The sequence below is a fragment of the Paenibacillus daejeonensis DSM 15491 genome, assembly GCF_000378385.1.
Lineage (GTDB): Bacteria > Bacillota > Bacilli > Paenibacillales > Paenibacillaceae > Paenibacillus_D > Paenibacillus_D daejeonensis.
Genome location: NZ_KB899660.1, coordinates 400,541 through 415,350 on the forward strand (window position 1 = coordinate 400,541; position 14,810 = coordinate 415,350).

Annotated in this window: 13 protein-coding genes; 5 read left to right on the top strand and 8 right to left on the bottom strand. The window is 53.1% G+C overall.

What is annotated here, in order from left to right; genetic code table 11:
• Nucleotides 1-185: 185 nt before the first annotated feature.
• Both F556_RS0108725 and F556_RS0108730 read left to right on the top strand, forming a co-directional pair.
• Nucleotides 186-1,040 (top strand): helix-turn-helix transcriptional regulator, encoded by an 855-nt coding sequence (locus F556_RS0108725; protein WP_020616552.1) that lies wholly within the window; start codon nt 186-188, stop codon nt 1,038-1,040.
• Nucleotides 1,041-1,146: 106 nt separating this feature from the next.
• Nucleotides 1,147-1,458: a hypothetical protein gene (locus tag F556_RS0108730; RefSeq protein ID WP_020616553.1), complete on the top strand. Its 312-nt coding sequence runs from the start codon at nt 1,147-1,149 to the stop codon at nt 1,456-1,458.
• Nucleotides 1,459-1,751: 293 nt separating this feature from the next.
• Here F556_RS0108730 and F556_RS0108735 read toward each other — a convergent pair whose 3' ends face one another.
• A complete protein-coding gene (locus F556_RS0108735; RefSeq protein WP_020616554.1) occupies nt 1,752-2,693 on the bottom strand; it encodes a hypothetical protein in 942 nt (313 codons plus the stop codon).
• Nucleotides 2,690-3,184, bottom strand: a complete 495-nt coding sequence (locus F556_RS0108740; protein WP_020616555.1) for an RNA polymerase sigma factor — start codon at nt 3,182-3,184, stop codon at nt 2,690-2,692. Before F556_RS0108740 ends, F556_RS0108735 begins: the two co-directional genes overlap by 4 nt.
• A gap of 114 nt (nt 3,185-3,298) precedes the next feature.
• On the opposite strand from F556_RS0108740, the gene F556_RS0108745 reads away from it, so the two are divergent.
• Nucleotides 3,299-4,462 carry a pectin acetylesterase-family hydrolase gene (locus F556_RS0108745; RefSeq protein WP_020616556.1) on the top strand — a complete coding sequence of 388 codons (1,164 nt, stop codon included), beginning with the start codon at nt 3,299-3,301 and terminating at the stop codon, nt 4,460-4,462.
• Here F556_RS0108745 and F556_RS0108750 read toward each other — a convergent pair.
• A complete protein-coding gene (locus F556_RS0108750; protein ID WP_020616557.1) occupies nt 4,459-5,004 on the bottom strand; it encodes a cupin domain-containing protein in 546 nt (181 codons plus the stop codon). The genes F556_RS0108745 and F556_RS0108750 overlap by 4 nt on opposite strands.
• Nucleotides 5,005-5,138: 134 nt before the next feature.
• Between F556_RS0108750 and sigJ the strand changes: the two genes are divergently transcribed.
• A complete protein-coding gene (gene sigJ / locus F556_RS0108755) occupies nt 5,139-6,002 on the top strand; it encodes an RNA polymerase sigma factor SigJ (RefSeq protein WP_020616558.1) in 864 nt (287 codons plus the stop codon).
• Nucleotides 6,003-6,088: 86 nt separating this feature from the next.
• Here the strand turns inward: sigJ and F556_RS33595 are convergent, their stop codons facing one another.
• The 5 genes from F556_RS33595 to F556_RS0108780 all read right to left on the bottom strand — a co-directional run bounded on the left by F556_RS33595 (nt 6,089) and on the right by F556_RS0108780 (nt 14,211).
• Nucleotides 6,089-8,212 carry an alpha-amylase family protein gene (locus F556_RS33595; protein ID WP_020616559.1) on the bottom strand — a complete coding sequence of 708 codons (2,124 nt, stop codon included), beginning with the start codon at nt 8,210-8,212 and terminating at the stop codon, nt 6,089-6,091.
• Nucleotides 8,213-8,352: 140 nt separating this feature from the next.
• Nucleotides 8,353-9,153 carry an IclR family transcriptional regulator gene (locus F556_RS0108765; protein ID WP_020616560.1) on the bottom strand — a complete coding sequence of 267 codons (801 nt, stop codon included), beginning with the start codon at nt 9,151-9,153 and terminating at the stop codon, nt 8,353-8,355.
• A gap of 82 nt (nt 9,154-9,235) precedes the next feature.
• Nucleotides 9,236-9,595, bottom strand: a complete 360-nt coding sequence (locus F556_RS38540; protein WP_157272685.1) for a hypothetical protein — start codon at nt 9,593-9,595, stop codon at nt 9,236-9,238.
• A 38-nt stretch (nt 9,596-9,633) separates the two neighbouring features.
• Complete coding sequence (locus F556_RS0108775) at nt 9,634-11,955, bottom strand: glycoside hydrolase family 95 protein (protein ID WP_020616562.1); 2,322 nt, start codon at nt 11,953-11,955, stop codon at nt 9,634-9,636.
• Between the two features lie 201 nt (nt 11,956-12,156).
• Entirely contained in the window at nt 12,157-14,211 is a 2,055-nt protein-coding gene (locus F556_RS0108780) for a molybdopterin-containing oxidoreductase family protein (protein WP_020616563.1), read from the bottom strand.
• 172 nt (nt 14,212-14,383) lie between these two features.
• Here F556_RS0108780 and F556_RS0108785 point away from each other — a divergent pair, with 172 nt between their 5' ends.
• Complete coding sequence (locus F556_RS0108785; protein ID WP_020616564.1) at nt 14,384-14,767, top strand: GntR family transcriptional regulator; 384 nt, start codon at nt 14,384-14,386, stop codon at nt 14,765-14,767.
• The last annotated feature ends 43 nt before the right edge of the window (nt 14,768-14,810 follow it).

Here is a 14,810-nt window from a genome sequence, read left to right on the forward strand (position 1 = left end):
CGGGTTAAAGGGTAAATGGCGAAAGGTTCGTATTGGTGTATATTTCACACTTTATTCGGCGAGAACCTACTTAGCCAGTAACCTTTATAACCAGCATATTTTGTTGACATAGCAATAATAAGTGCTACGATGTACTCATTGGAGTTACGGTGTCAAAATGACTTTTTTCATGAGGTGACTCAACGATGAATGTATTCGAAATCAACGTCGATAGACCCGTACACTTAACCATAACTGGCAAATTCGTCAGCCCCTCTTCGACCTGGATGCATATGACCCGCATCTTGACGGATTTTGAGTTATTCATCCCCACGGAAGGGACGCTGTATATTGCGGATGAACATGCTAAATATGAGGTTCCTGAAGGCGATTACTTGATCATGCCTCCGCGCACTCGGCAATTTGGTTATCAGCCAGCCGACTGCAGCTTCTATTGGCTGCACTTTCTGGAATCCGCTCATTCTGCACCTGAACAGCCAACAACCACTATGCCCGAGGCCACACCTCCTGCCACTCTTCAGCTCCATCCTTACGGCAAATTGCAGAATAAAGAAAAGCTGATCATCATGATGAAACAATTACAAGACTCTGTTCGCACCTATGGTGATTTCACGCTGAACAACTATCTGGCTACGAGTATTCTGTGTGAGCTTCATCATCAAGTTGCTAGGAGCGAAGACAAGCCGAATCCTCCCTTCAAAAAACGGCAGCTGTACAATGATATAGCCGATTATGTGAGATGGAACCGGTTCGAGCCGTTACAGGTCAGTCAAATCGCCGATCATTTCGGGTACAATGCCAAATATATGTCCCGCATGTTTGCAACGGTATTCGGTGTCTCGCTCAAGCGCTTTATCATGCAGCAAAAAATGGAGGCGGCTACCTTCTTATTAACGGATACCAATATGACCGTTTCCGAAATCTCCATGCACCTCGGTTACCACGATAATCACCATTTCATGAAATCCTTTAAGCTGTTAACTGGCGTTACACCTAGCGATTACCGGAATGCTGCTGCAGCCAGGGTACTCAATCATTGAGTATTCAAATTCATGATTTACCTTTCTCCCCAAATCGATTATTTTAGAGGTGGAGATACGTTTAGCTTGCGTTAGATGACCTGTATCGGAAGAGAGGAACCTCTGAATGAGTCGGAAGAAAACGGCGTGGCTGCTTGCGGTTACCCACTTGGTACTTTTAGCTTTTGTGTTTGTCTGGCTGATTATGGCCGGCGCTGCGGCGATGGGATTCACCAGCGAAGCCGTGTTCAAGCAAGCCTTCACCTGGGGACTCCTTGCCTATTTGCTGACTTACCCAGTGGTCCTGCTTCTCGGCATCGTGATGGGCTGGGTCAGCTTTGCCCGCAACCGCCACCGTGCCGCCTTGCTGTGGCAGCTGTCGCCACTGGTATGGGTGGTCAGTGCGACGGTGCTATTAGTCGTGCTGAACTGGAGCTAAGTGCTTACCCCTACTGGCGCCCTAACTCAGCCCACGAACACGATATTTCATACTCGTGGGCGCTTGTCGAGTTCCAGAGCACGATTGAACTCGAAATATCATATATAATTGGCGCCATCCTCCCTAATTTTGCTCCATGAACATCCCACAAAGACCGCCACGTCGCCTGTTTACCTCCCATCTCTTACGAGACTGCGAATCGCAAACAAAAAAAGCGGGCCCAAGCACCGAAGTGCCCTGCCCGCTCCACTTATTAACCTCTGAATATCCTACTCCAGCCCGTTCCAGAACGCTTAGAACGCACCTTCCTCAACTTCGAAGAACACTGGTGCATCGCCGTAACGAACCAATCCTTCCCCGAACAGGACCAGTTGAACCTGAGTGTTGTCTTCGAGCGTCAGATAAATGATTTTACGATCCTCGCTACCGTACACGTGCTCTTCCAGCTCTGGGCTAGTGGCGACCGGTTTTGCAGCATAGAGAGCCGAGATGAAGCTGTCTAGTGTACCGTCAGCAGCCAGCGGCTGCAACTCCATCAGGCCATTATTCCAGCTGGCGAAGGTCTCCCACTCTGCAGAAGCTACGTTACCTTGAAGATTTAATTTGCCAATTAAATCGGCACCGCTGCTTACGGTGATGTCGTTAGTTTGGTCGAACAGTTGGGCAAACACTTGACCGTCAATCTCGGTGTAAGACATAATGCGGAATTCTGAATCATAGCCCTTTACTGCATAAATATCAGCCGCACCTATAGTGGAGGCCAGCTCCGTATACTCACCTGGACCACTCCACTCATCGATACCGCCCGTCGTGGTTCCCAGCTTCTCACCGCGAAGCTCAGCTGCATCAGCTGCATCAATACTTGTTGCAGACTGAGTATAGATATTATCTTCGTACACAACGAGTCCAATCATACTCATCCCAGCGCTGGAGCTCATATCCGGCAATTCCATCTTCGGAATCACGACCGGATCGAACGAAGCGCCCGGATTCACCTGAGCGACCTCGATCGCCGATGAAGATGGTCCGCTCACCTGCTGCCATACACTTGGCGCTGCTAGACCGATACTTGCAGCGATGACGACACTCGCAGCGATGTACAGAGTTCTGCGCGGGCGTTTCTGCTCCTGTTTTTGCACGTTCAAGGTTTGCTCCATCCGCTGCTTCATTTTGTCGTTTGTTTTCATGTTATCCACCGCTTTCTTGTAGTTTTTTCTGAATTGGTCTTCTCTCATTGGGGTTCTGCTCCTTCCAGCTCGAGTTTTAACAGCTGTCTTCCCCGCTTCAATCGCATCTTTACCGCAGATTCGCTAATCTGCAGAATATCGCTAATCTCCCGAACGGGATAATCTTCGTAATAGTACAGATGGATCACGGCTCTATACTTAACAGGCAGGGACAGGACAAGCTCGATTAACGCTTGGTCCTCGGCATCTTCCGCGGCTACAGGCTCAAGTGTTTCCAGCTTGACCTCCCGCTTGCGCCAACCTCTGCCTAGCAAGGTTTTGCAATGATTGGTTATGACCCGGATTAACCATGCTTTCTGGTGCTCAGCATCATTGAACGCAGGCGCTTTTTCCATAAGCTTGATGAAGGTATCCTGAGTGGCTTCTTCCGCGTCTTCCCGTCTGCCGAGGTGCACCATGGCAATCCGGAACAGCGTGTCTGCGTATGTCTCATAGGTTTTCATCACCTGATCACCCGGCCGGGGTATGGATCGCTGCATGGTGGTCTGCCCTCCTTTATACCTTTTACACTCATAAGGACGGCATTTGGTCACATTTTGTTCTGGGATTAACGGAAAAACTTCGGTATAGTGAGAGTCAGGAGGGATGCCATCATGCGAAAATGGCTTCGACGACTGCTGATTGGCACAGCCGGACTCTGTGTACTAATCGGTTTGAGTGCACTAGGGATCTACTTGTTTATCGTGGAGAAACCAGCGGACAACGTGCCGCTTACGGTCATAGAGCCTTATCAGTGGAACAAAATCAATTTGAACATCGGGACCGTATCCAGTGACGGTTCGCCTTATTATGTATGGGCCCGCAAGGGAGAACAGCCGAATTGGATTGTATTCTTCTCGGGCGGCGGTATGGCCTGGGATGCTGCAAGTGCAGCAGAGCCGATACGAATTACCAATATGCTAATTGGAAGCGAGCCGGGCAATTATTTTGCCAATATTCCATTCTATATGCTAACGATGCTGGATGGGTTGTTGGCGCATGACCGGGAGGATAATCCGTTTCGCGATTGGAATGTGGTCTACATCCCCTATTCTACAGGAGATCTGCATATTGGCGATCGGGTAGCATTGTACGAGGGAACCGATGGAAAGACCTTCACGATGCGGTATAACGGGAGGCATAATGTGCAGGCCGCACTGGCCTGGCTCTATGAGCATGCGGAAGCTCCAGAGAAACTACTCGTTGCAGGAGAGAGCGCTGGCGCATTCGGAGCGGCATTCTGGGCAGAAGAGATCGCGAGTCATTACCGAGATTCAGCTGTATATCAATATTCAGACAGCGCCTTCCTCTATTCCGAGCGCTGGCCACAGATTATTAAGGAAGAGTGGCAGGCGATGACCGAGGAACGGATCGGCTTCCAGCCGGAAGCCGACCTGATCGGTTCCATCACCCGCCATAATGGAAGGGTCTCGGGAGGCGAGGCGGTTGTGCTGCAATCCTATTCGCTCTACGATGAAGTGCTGATTCGATACCAGCGCAAGCTGGGCGGCGACGAATCGCTGACACCCGAAGCCTGGTCCGCTCAATTGCGTGAATCGATAGCTGCGATGGACACCGCTTTACCTAACTACTCCTATTACCTGACAGATCAGGACCGGGACCCGGAATCCGGCATGACGCCGCATACGTATGCAACCCGTAGTGTATTGTATGAGACCGAACAGGACGGCATCCCGTTGCTGAAATGGCTGGACGATGTGATTAATGGAAACCAGCATTACTCTGTAGGAGAGTCCTTCCTGGACGGATATCGCTAGATTTTGTACCCCAGCGCCCGCGCCAGCTTCGCCAGGCCGCCCAGCACGATGCGCTGCAGTAGCTTGGGCGGACCTGCCAGATAGCCATCAATGCACGACCAGGCCACACCCAGCCACAGCGGGTTGCGCGGAATGCCGCCAGGCGACATTTTCCCTTCGCTCTCCAGCTTGTGCACTACCTGAAACATCTGCCAATGCCGGCCAGGCGGCCGGATCTCATGAATAGCCGTCAGTCCCTTTTCACTGGTGTTCCAGAATTGATGGACCTGCCTTGGCAGCACGGTAATCCGTTCGCCTGCATGGAGAATATGCTCCTTGCCATCCACCAGGAACCGCATGCTGCCTTCGACCACCGTGAACGATTCTGTCAACTCAGGATGCCAATGCGGTCCGTTCAGCGGTCCTTGCCGTGGCACCTGATGCTCGACCGTTACATAATCGCCTTGGTGATCCGTTCCATGGTCGACGAACGTCACGATTTGTCCGCTCGGATGAACGAGCCGCGTACCCTTCTGCATTTCATTTAACGAATTGGTTGTCATAGAATTCCCGCTCCTTGCCGTATCTTGGTTGCAGTCTTGCCCTGCTTGGAGAAGCCTGCTTACCCTATAGTGTCAAGTGCCAGCGATTTTGTGACACCAAGCCCCAAAAAAACGATCACTCATAGGAGGCTCACATGGATTTAGCTGCTCTCTACCCTTCGCTGCGGCCCCTACTGTTCGCGCTGGCTTACCGGATGCTTGGTTCCATGGCCGAGGCCGAAGACATCGTGCAGGAGACCTTCCTTGATCTGAGCCGGCATGAAGCACCGGAAACCATCGACAATCCGAAGGGATATGCCTGCAAAATCGCCAGCAACAAATGCGGCGCCCGTCTGCAACGCCTCATTCGTGAACGTGAGGCCTATATCGGCCCATGGCTTCCTGAGCCACTGGTCGAATATGGCACGGACCCTTCCAGTGATTACATGCATCGGGAATCACTTGCCACGGCCTACCTGCTCTTGCTGCAGCAGTTATCCGAAACCGAGCGATTGGTGTTCGTGCTCAAGGAGGTACTCCAGTTCAGCTATCGAGAGATTGCATATATTACAGAGAAATCCGAAGCGAATTGTCGTCAGATTGGTCATCGGGCCCGTCTTGCCATGCAGCAGCATACCGGGGAAGCCCCCATGGCTTCCGAACAGATGGGTCCGCTTATTGAGCAATTTGTCCAGGCTCTGCAAACCGGAGATATCCAGCAGCTCCTCCGTGTCCTTGATGACAAGGTCGTGCTCACAGGTGACAGCGGCGGTCAAGTGCCAGGGTCCCGCGTGCCGGTCGCATCTGCCGAGCGTGTCGCTGCCTTTCTGATGAAGACCAATACGCTCGTACCAGCGGATGCCAAGACCTCGTTTGTTCCAGTTAATGGATTGCCGGGAGTTGTCCTCAGCAGTGGTGGACGGGTCATGTACGTCTTTTCATTCCATGCCGTCCATGGCCGAATCGCTGGGATCTATGCTGTGGCCAATCCGGATAAGCTGTCCAGGCTGCAGGCTTAGGAACCTGTGTTCACACACACGAACAACCTTCCTCCCGTATCGCCGAGTGAAGGTTGTTCGTGTGTGCTATATGTGTTGAAATCAACCTATTCTAACACAATTAATTCGTGATGAACGAGAGAAGATAATTCGACATGCGCCCAGCCATCCCGTACTTCCGTTGGATGGGACACCTCAGCTACCTGCAAGCGGACCGTCTCTGCCGGACAATCATCCACACGAATCGCTACGCGAATGGGACCTACAGGCAAGAACTCTTCCAACGCCCCCGGTGTGAGATTCGCTCCACTGAGATTGACGATATGAACGATAATCCGGCCAGGCTGATGATAGAGCTTGCAGTCTAGATAGCCCGGACCCTCTACCTGCAAAGGAATGCCCTCCTCAGCCGCCCAGCGGACAGCATTGGACAGGAGATCACCAAGGTCCGGCAGATGCGTGCGGCCATAACAGCGATCCACGTCCCCCGCAAAATAGACCACTCGGCCTCCTGATTGATGTTTCCCGGCGACAATCGCAGGTGTATCTGTGTGCGGCTCGCGCACCCAGCTGAATTCGGGCGGATAAATCGGGAAGCTCGGGATATAGGTCGCGACCGCTTCCAACGTCTTGTCGCTTGTCACATGATGCAATTTGCCGCCAAACGGCAGGACCGATGTATCTTCGAAGGTACGCATTACTGGATGATCAGCCTGAGCGATTCGCAAATAATTGTGCGCCTCATAGAGCTCCAGATTAAATTCCTTGGCTTGGAGCGCACCGTCTACACGGTTCTCGTGACGGATTCCGGTCCACTCCAGTGGAAAGGTGTTCCTTGGCTCTCCCCACTCATCCAGTGTCGCTGTGGCACCTGTGAACACCAGACTTCCTCCCTGATCTACAAACCGGCGGACGGCATCGCATTGACTGTCCGACATGACCGCCAGATCTGGCAGCACCAGTACGTTCAATCCCTCTGCCGAGCGGTCGATATGGTCAGCATGTACGGGGACGAACGGGATACGCGCGCGAATCATTGCCCGCACGAAGCCCTGCCAGGGAAGGGCGACCCGCTCCTTGGCATCATTCCGTCCATAGAAATCCGTATTCTCCTCGCTCCATACCAGGCCAATCGTGGCCGCTGGCTGACGGTTGTAGAGATAGGCGTCGTTCACTTCGTGCCACTGCATGATGGGCGGGGAGTTGCCGAACTGACGCTTGTCTTCATGAATCGCGCCAATGTGGTGATACCAAGGCGAGATCCCTCCCGAAATGCCTTCCACCATCCACATTTGCGTTTCTTTTGGCGGATTGCTGGCTTTGCGGAACATTTGTCTGCCCGTCACATAGTTCGCCATGCTCTCGGCAACAAGGGTGTCCCAACCAGCCAACTGGTGAATTAGAGCGCCGGTCAATCCGTTCTGTTCAAATCCTTGTTCGTGATTTCGGGACTGTTGATCGCACAGAATGATTTTGGAACGTTCCGCGATCGCCTTCAGACTGCCAAAAGAGTACGTGTTAATCGGCGTTCCATGCACCATCCCAATCCACAGGCAATCCTCCCCGCCTGCCTCATTTGTGACCTTGTTGAATAGGTCCCAGTTGGCCGTCCGGCAGTCATAGCTCCATCGCATCCACGTACGATAGACCGGATCATCAAAATCAGTTTTCTTCGGAAGCTCATAACCGCTGTCCCGTTTGAACTTATCCCGGCAGTTTATACAATAACAGATCTTGCTGCGTGGAACGCCTGTCCAGCTATTGTCCGCAAATCCATCCGGCTGGTAGCGATCGATGATTTCCTCCAGCACCTTCGGAATATATTCCTTGTAATAATCACTGTTCACACAGGAAAAATATCGGCCGTTTGACAGGAGCGGCTCTCCCTCTTCATTGACCACGAACCAGTCTGGATGCGCCGAATAGAATTCTTTGGCTGCCCGGTTCACATCCATTCTGGCAATCACCGTCAGCCCCTCGCTTCGCGCCGCGGCCGAGAATTCGCCGAACAGATCATGATTCCCCAGTCCCTCTGCTTTATATTGCAAGTCAAGCGAGCTCGGATAATAAGCGACAATGCCACCCGCATTAATAATCAGTCCCTGAACACGTGTGGCCTGCCAATATGCTTTCCATTCATCAAGGTTATAGCCGCCTGCATCCCGCTCCGTGAGATTGGTCTGTCCCCAACGGTGCGTCCTCTGATACCATGGTCGATCATCTTTCATCATCCAACAAACACCTCTTCCAACAATTGTTGTTCATTATATTGAACACAGTTCCATATAATTAATTGTACCATATTTCAAAGGGTTAGCGGGCAAAAAAAAAAGAAGCAGCGTCGAAAATCCTGAACGCTCCCTCCTTAAGATTAGTTAACTAACGCATGATTCTCCGGATCCAGAGTCAACTGTCCCGCCAGCCTCGTTATCGCTTCCCGGGCTAGGCTCTTCTTGTCCTCCCACTTATGGACAGGGATGGACATGCTGACGGCCGCGTGGGTCCCGTCCTTCATCACCAGAAGGGCCGCTACACAGTTGAAACCCATTAGCCCCTCTTCCAAATCCTCGCTATAGCCCCTGGTCCGAATCTCCTCTAGCTCTCGCAACAGCGCCTCTCGAGAGCTGATCGTGTTAGGCGTCAATGCTGGCAATGACTCTTGCGGATAGAGCGCTTCGACCTCCGAATTGCTCAAGGCGGCGAGTAGTATTTTGCCCAGGCCTGTAGCATGTGCAGCAAAGGTAGCGCCCGGACCCGAGACCATCTGTACCACCGACGAAGAAGTCTCTTTTGCAAGATGGAGCACCTCTGTGCCGATCAAGCGGGCCAGATGAATCGATTCATCGAGCTGCGCTCTCGTCTTGGCGGCTTCCTGGTGGAAGAGGTCAACGATATCGTACCGGGCAAAGAAGGCATTGCCCAGCAAGCCAAAATGAAGCCCTAGACTGTAGGTGTCCTTCTCATCCTTCGCCAACCAGCCCAAATCCTCCATCGTATGGAGCAGCGAAAACATGGAGCTTTTGCTGATGGCCAGTTTTTTCGCAAGATCGCTTAACGTATAGGTGTGGGGCTCCTGACTGATTAGGTGTATGATGCGATGCGCTTTATCGAGAGCTGGCACCCGATATTTCTTGTTCTGACTTGCTGATGAATCGTCCGGCATATTGTGCATGATGGCTGCTCCCACCGTTCGTTGTATTGGATGATACTATTGTACACGCTTCAACACGCGATCTCCACCCCAGGCTTGTAACTTAGGAGGTTCGGCCCCTCATAAATGCCCTTAAAGACAAAAATACAATTAAAAACTCATATACCAGCGACATGATAATCTTAAAGTCAAAAGTACAATTAATTCGCTCGTTTTCGGTAATATTTGGATATTTCCAAGCAACTAATTGTATTTTTGTCGTTACGAGCCGGATTTTCATCACAAAGGCTGGTTTTAACTGCATTTTTGTCTTTAGCATAGCACGCCTCACATCCCCAGCCCCGCCCCCACTTCCACCACTTCCGCCATCCTCAACCCAACTTCCACAGGCTGGCGGCCAAGTGATGGAGGCGTGCCTCTTGATTCCACAATCATCTATTTCCAAAAAAACAGCAGCCATCACCTTGTTCGATGATGACTGCTGTTGATTAAAGAGCCTGCTCAGGACTTGGCGGCAGATACCGCGTCCGATGGTACCAGCTTGGCCGTCTCGCCGGCAGCAAGCCGGATGCTCGTGAGATAGAGTCCAGCTTCGTCCCCGACGCTCTGGATATTGGAGGAACCGTCCGTCTGCAGCGGGGCGGCCGAACGAACCCGGCATTCACCCTCGTGATCGGCTTGTACTTCCAGCGAAGTCAGCTTGCCGTCTTGCCAAGCCAGCGCCAGCTCATAGCCGCCTCTTGCCCGGAGACCGCGAATCTCACCTGTGCCCCACGCCGATGGGAGCGCCGGCAGCACATGAATATGGTCAAGATGGCTCTGAACCAGCATCTCAGCAACCGCTGCCGCCGCCCCGAAATTCCCGTCGATCTGGAACGGTGGATGGTTGTCGAACAGGTTGGACAAGGTGGAATGCTCCAGAATGGCTGTCAGGTGGTCATAGGCTGCTTCGCCATCGAGCAGACGCGCATAGAAGTTGATAATCCACGCACGACTCCACCCCGTATGCCCGCCACCACTCGCCAAGCGTCGCTCCAACGTAACCCTGGCCGCCTCAGCCAATTCCGGTGTAGAGCCAGGTGCAATAGCTGAACCAGGATGCAGCGCGAACAAATGAGAGATATGCCGATGACCAGGCTCCAGCTCTTCATGGTCCTCCATCCACTCTTGGATCTGACCATGCTTGCCGATTACCGTCGGCGGCAGTTGAGCCAGCATTCCCCGTAACTCCTCACGATAATCTGCATCCGTACCCAGCTGTTCCGAGGCTGCGATACACGCAGCGAATAATTCCGAGAGTATCTGGTTATCCATTGCTGGCCCGTAGCAGAGCGTACCTGACTCGCCGTTAGGCAGGCGATACGTATTCTCAGGCGACACCGATGGCGATGTGACGAGGTAACCTCCAGGCTCCTTCACCAGGAAATCCGCAAAGAATAGCGACGCCTCGCGCATCGTCTCATACGCTCTCGCCAGGAAGGCCGCATCGCGCGTGAACAGATAGTGCTCCCACATATGCAGAGAGAGCCAAGCGACGCTAGTCGTCCAATAGGTCGCCGGCAAGTAAATATCCTGCGGAGCGGTATCCGCCCACAGATCCGTATTGTGGTGAGCGACGAAGCCGCGACAGCCATACATCTTCTCTGCCGTGATCCGTCCGGGAACCCGCATCCGCTCCAGATGCTCAAAGAGCGGCTCGTGGCACTCTGTCAGGTTACAGCTCTCCGCCAGCCAATAATTCATCTGAAGGTTAATGTTAATCGTGTACTTACTTCCCCATGGCGGGTTAATATGATGATTCCAAATGCCCTGCAGGTTAGCCGGCAATGAGCCTGGCCGGCTGCTGGCCAGCAGAAGATACCGGCCGAATTGGAAATACAGTGACTGCAGCTCTAGATCCTCTCCACCAGCCTTAACACGCTCCAGCCGCTCAGCAGTATCCAGCGAGGCGAGCGAATCAAGCGAATCTTCCCGCGATCCCAACTGCAGCGCAACACGCTGGAAGAAGGGCTGATAATCGTCCGCGTGACGCTGCAGCAGCTCGTCGTAGGTGAAGGCAGCTGCCTGATCCAGCATGCTGAGCGCTGTCGCCTTCGGGTCCTCATGACGATACGTCGTGGCAGCACTGAGCAGCAACGTTACTGCTTGGGCGCCAGCAACAATCACATGCTCGCCAATCGTCTTGACGCTGCCGCCTTCCGCTTGCGCACGAACGGCCAACATATATTCGTCGTCCTGAAGATTGTAGCAACGCCCGTGCAGAGCAATCGTATCGGTGCCGAACTTGGAGGCATGGTCAGCAAAATTGCTGCCGAACCGTTCCAGCCGGGCATGGAAGCTCAGCCCTTGCGGCGCATCAGTCGTTAGCCGGACCACGATGACGTTATCGGGGTAGCTAGCGAATACTTCGCGTTTATACTGGTGTCCTTTGACCGTGAATGACGTCTCCGCTACTGCCCGGTCCAGATCCAGGGAACGCTGATACTGTTCAGGCTCCCCGTCCAGATCAAAGAACATGAACAGATCTCCTGCCGGATTATAATGCCGCTGACTGTTCGGTGTACCAGAGAATGCGGTAACCGCCAGTTGATGCGCCTCCTTCAGTCTTCCTTCGAAGAGCAGCTGACGCATCTCTTCTAGATGCGCTTTGGCATCCGGGTTGTTGCGGTCTCGGGGACCTCCATGCCAGATTGTATCCTCATTGAGTTGAATTCGTTCCTTGGCTACCTGGCCGAATACCATACCGCCCAGCTTGCCGTTGCCTACCGGTAGCGCTTCGTCCCAGACGGCGGCCGGTTTCTTAAACCACAACTTATGTTTCATTAGGGTACATCCTCCCTGCTTAGCACATGTATATGATCCATTCTCAATTGGTTGAATCTAGCATCTACTATAACGCTTTCATAACACCATCACAACCGTTCATTCTTTAGATTGGACCGTCAAAATTTAATGGTTTCCTTAATCACGTCTCAAGAAAAAAGCCCTGACTGGGATCGTCAGGGCCATCATGTACAACATGAATTAAGGTGCTTGGATGCGCTCCACCTCAACCCGACCGGAGAAGAATGTTGCACCGCCGCCCATGTCGGAGAGCCGGTCGGGCGTGAGTGCATTGACGAGCCGCTTGGTACCTGGTTCGGCAGACCAGAGTCCCTGGCTCACGACTGCCCCCTGAACAACCTGATCTCCGACAACTGCTTCGAGGACGCATTCGCCCCGGTGGTTCCATAGCCGTACCTTGTCCCCGCTGGCGATGCCGCGCGGCTCCGCATCTGCCGGATGGAGGAACACCCGTGGCTGCTTCTCCAGCTTCTGATGCGTGGCATTATTCGAGAACGTCGAATTCAGGAAGTTATGGTTCGGTCCCGGAATGAAGCGCAGCGGATACGGCTCTTCATCCAACGGCAGCGGCACGTACGTTGGCAGCGGCGGGTGACCGTCCGCCAGCATCCGCTTGGAATAGAGCTCAATCTTGCCGCTTGGCGTCGGGAGCTTGCCCGGGAAGAGCGGCTCGCTGCGGTTGGCCCGCATGTATCCCCGTTCGGCCAGCCGGTCATACGTCACTTCCTCAATATACGGATTGGGTGCGTCGTCCAGTGCTGCACCAATCAACTCGGCATCGCTTGCCTGCAGCTCAGGCTCATCGTAGCCCATCGCTCGCGCCAGCAATCGGAAGACCTCCGTATTGGACTTGGACTCGCCGTAGGGCTGGATTACTGGCTGCTGCAGTTGAATGTAATGATGCCAGTAAGAGGTATAGAAGTCCGTATTCTCATAGGAGGACGTCGCAGGCAGCACAATATCTGCATAGGCTGCGGTTTCTGTCAGGAACAGATCATGCACGACCGTGAACAGATCCTCCCGTTCCAGTCCCTGCTGCACCTTCTCACTGTCCGGTGCAACAACTGCAGGATTGCTGCCATAGACGAACATGGAGCGGATCGGCGCTTCGGCTTGAAGCAATGCACGGCCGATCTGATTCATGTTGATGACGCGAGCATTGGGGTTCGAACGCAGATCTGGACGCTGCAGGGCAGCAGCATCGAATGCGAGAAAACCTGAATTGCCCTTGAGCGCTCCACCACCTGGATACTGCCACTGCCCGGTGAGGGCCGGCAGACAAGCAATTGCCCGGATGCACATCCCGCCGTTATCATGATGCTGCAAGCCGTTGCCGATCCGGATACAGGAAGGTGTCGTCTCTCCGTATAGACGTGCCAACTCCCGAATGTCTGCCTCCGGTACGCCAGTGACCTCTGATACGCGCGCAGGCGTATACGTCTTGACATGCTCACGCAGCTCTTCCACTCCAACCGTATAGGCAGCCAAAAAAGCATCATCTGTCAACCCTTCAGCAAACAACAGATGCATGATGCCGAGCGCCAGCATCGTATCCGTACCTGGCTGGATCGGCACGAACCAGTCCGCCCAGCGGCCAGTCTGATTTTTGTGTACATCAATCACGACGACCTTGGCTCCCTGCTTGCGGGCTTGTTCGGCGATCGAGACCTGATGCATGTTGGTACTAACCGTATTGATCCCCCACATAATGAAGAGCTTCGTCTGATCCATCGTCTCGGGATCGGTCCCGTAGCTGCCGCCCATCGTGTAGCGATATCCCGCAGCGCCAGCAGCATTGCAAATGGTTTGATCCAGCAAGCTGGCCCCCAGCCGGTTAAAAAACCGGCGGTCCATTCCCTCTGCCGTGATATTGCCCATATTGCCGTAGTAGCTGTAAGGCAGGATGCTCTCCGAGCCATGTTCAGCCACCAGCGCCTTCCAACGCTCTGCGATGGTCTGGATCGCTTCGTCCCAGCTGATTCTCTCGAAGCGCCGCTCCCCCTTTGCGCCAATTCTTCGCATGGGATACTGTAGCCGCTCCGGGTCATAGAGTCTGTCTGTCATCTTGCGAACTTTGTTGCAAATATTACCGCGCGTCACCGGATGCTCCGGATCGCCGGTCACTTTGACGATACGCCCCTCTTCCTTATGCAGAAGCAATCCACATTGGTCCGGACAGTCCAGGGAGCAGACTGCCGGCACCACGCCGTTTTCTTGTTCAATATAGCTATTCATTGCCCATGTTCCCTCCTTACGCTCATGGGCCTATTTTAAACGATGACCCCCTATGGACGCAAAGCTATTTAAATGGTGGTATGTTCTGCCGTTGGTTTTTTAACTATTGCATAATCTCCAAATCAACTGTTATAATACAAATAGAACAGTAAACACACAGGAGGTGGTGCAAATGTTGATTTCCGTGAACCTGCAGTCCGATGTTCCGCTGTACACGCAATTAACCAACCAGATCATTGAAGGCATTGCCAGCGGTCGTCTTGCTCCCGGTGAATCGCTGCCTTCCGTGCGGTCGCTCTCCTCTGATCTGGGCATTAACATGCACACGGTTAACAAAGCTTATGCCATTCTCAAGCAAGATGGCTTTGTGGAGATTCATCGCCAGAAAGGCGTTGTCATCCAGCATGACCTTCCTGTTGCCGATGCAGCTTATCGCACTTCTCTGGAAGAGAAACTGCGTCCACTCATCAGCGAATCGATATGCCGCAAGCTCAGCGAGGAAGAACTGCTTAATCTGTGCCGCAGCCTCTTCCGTCAAATACAGACCGATTCTTAATGGAAGAACGACTACAACTAGCTTAAGAAGAACAGGAGTGGTA

Bases quoted from the DNA above. Each gene is read 5' to 3' on its own strand.
- F556_RS0108725 (WP_020616552.1), top strand. From the start codon at position 186: ATGAATGTATTCGAAATCAACGTCGATAGACCCGTACACTTAACCATA.
- F556_RS0108730 (WP_020616553.1), top strand. From the start codon at position 1,147: ATGAGTCGGAAGAAAACGGCGTGGCTGCTTGCGGTTACCCACTTGGTA.
- F556_RS0108735 (WP_020616554.1), bottom strand. From the start codon at position 2,693: ATGAGAGAAGACCAATTCAGAAAAAACTACAAGAAAGCGGTGGATAAC.
- F556_RS0108740 (WP_020616555.1), bottom strand. From the start codon at position 3,184: ATGCAGCGATCCATACCCCGGCCGGGTGATCAGGTGATGAAAACCTAT.
- F556_RS0108745 (WP_020616556.1), top strand. From the start codon at position 3,299: ATGCGAAAATGGCTTCGACGACTGCTGATTGGCACAGCCGGACTCTGT.
- F556_RS0108750 (WP_020616557.1), bottom strand. From the start codon at position 5,004: ATGACAACCAATTCGTTAAATGAAATGCAGAAGGGTACGCGGCTCGTT.
- sigJ (WP_020616558.1), top strand. From the start codon at position 5,139: ATGGATTTAGCTGCTCTCTACCCTTCGCTGCGGCCCCTACTGTTCGCG.
- F556_RS33595 (WP_020616559.1), bottom strand. From the start codon at position 8,212: ATGATGAAAGATGATCGACCATGGTATCAGAGGACGCACCGTTGGGGA.
- F556_RS0108765 (WP_020616560.1), bottom strand. From the start codon at position 9,153: ATGCACAATATGCCGGACGATTCATCAGCAAGTCAGAACAAGAAATAT.
- F556_RS0108775 (WP_020616562.1), bottom strand. From the start codon at position 11,955: ATGAAACATAAGTTGTGGTTTAAGAAACCGGCCGCCGTCTGGGACGAA.
- F556_RS0108780 (WP_020616563.1), bottom strand. From the start codon at position 14,211: ATGAATAGCTATATTGAACAAGAAAACGGCGTGGTGCCGGCAGTCTGC.
- F556_RS0108785 (WP_020616564.1), top strand. From the start codon at position 14,384: ATGTTGATTTCCGTGAACCTGCAGTCCGATGTTCCGCTGTACACGCAA.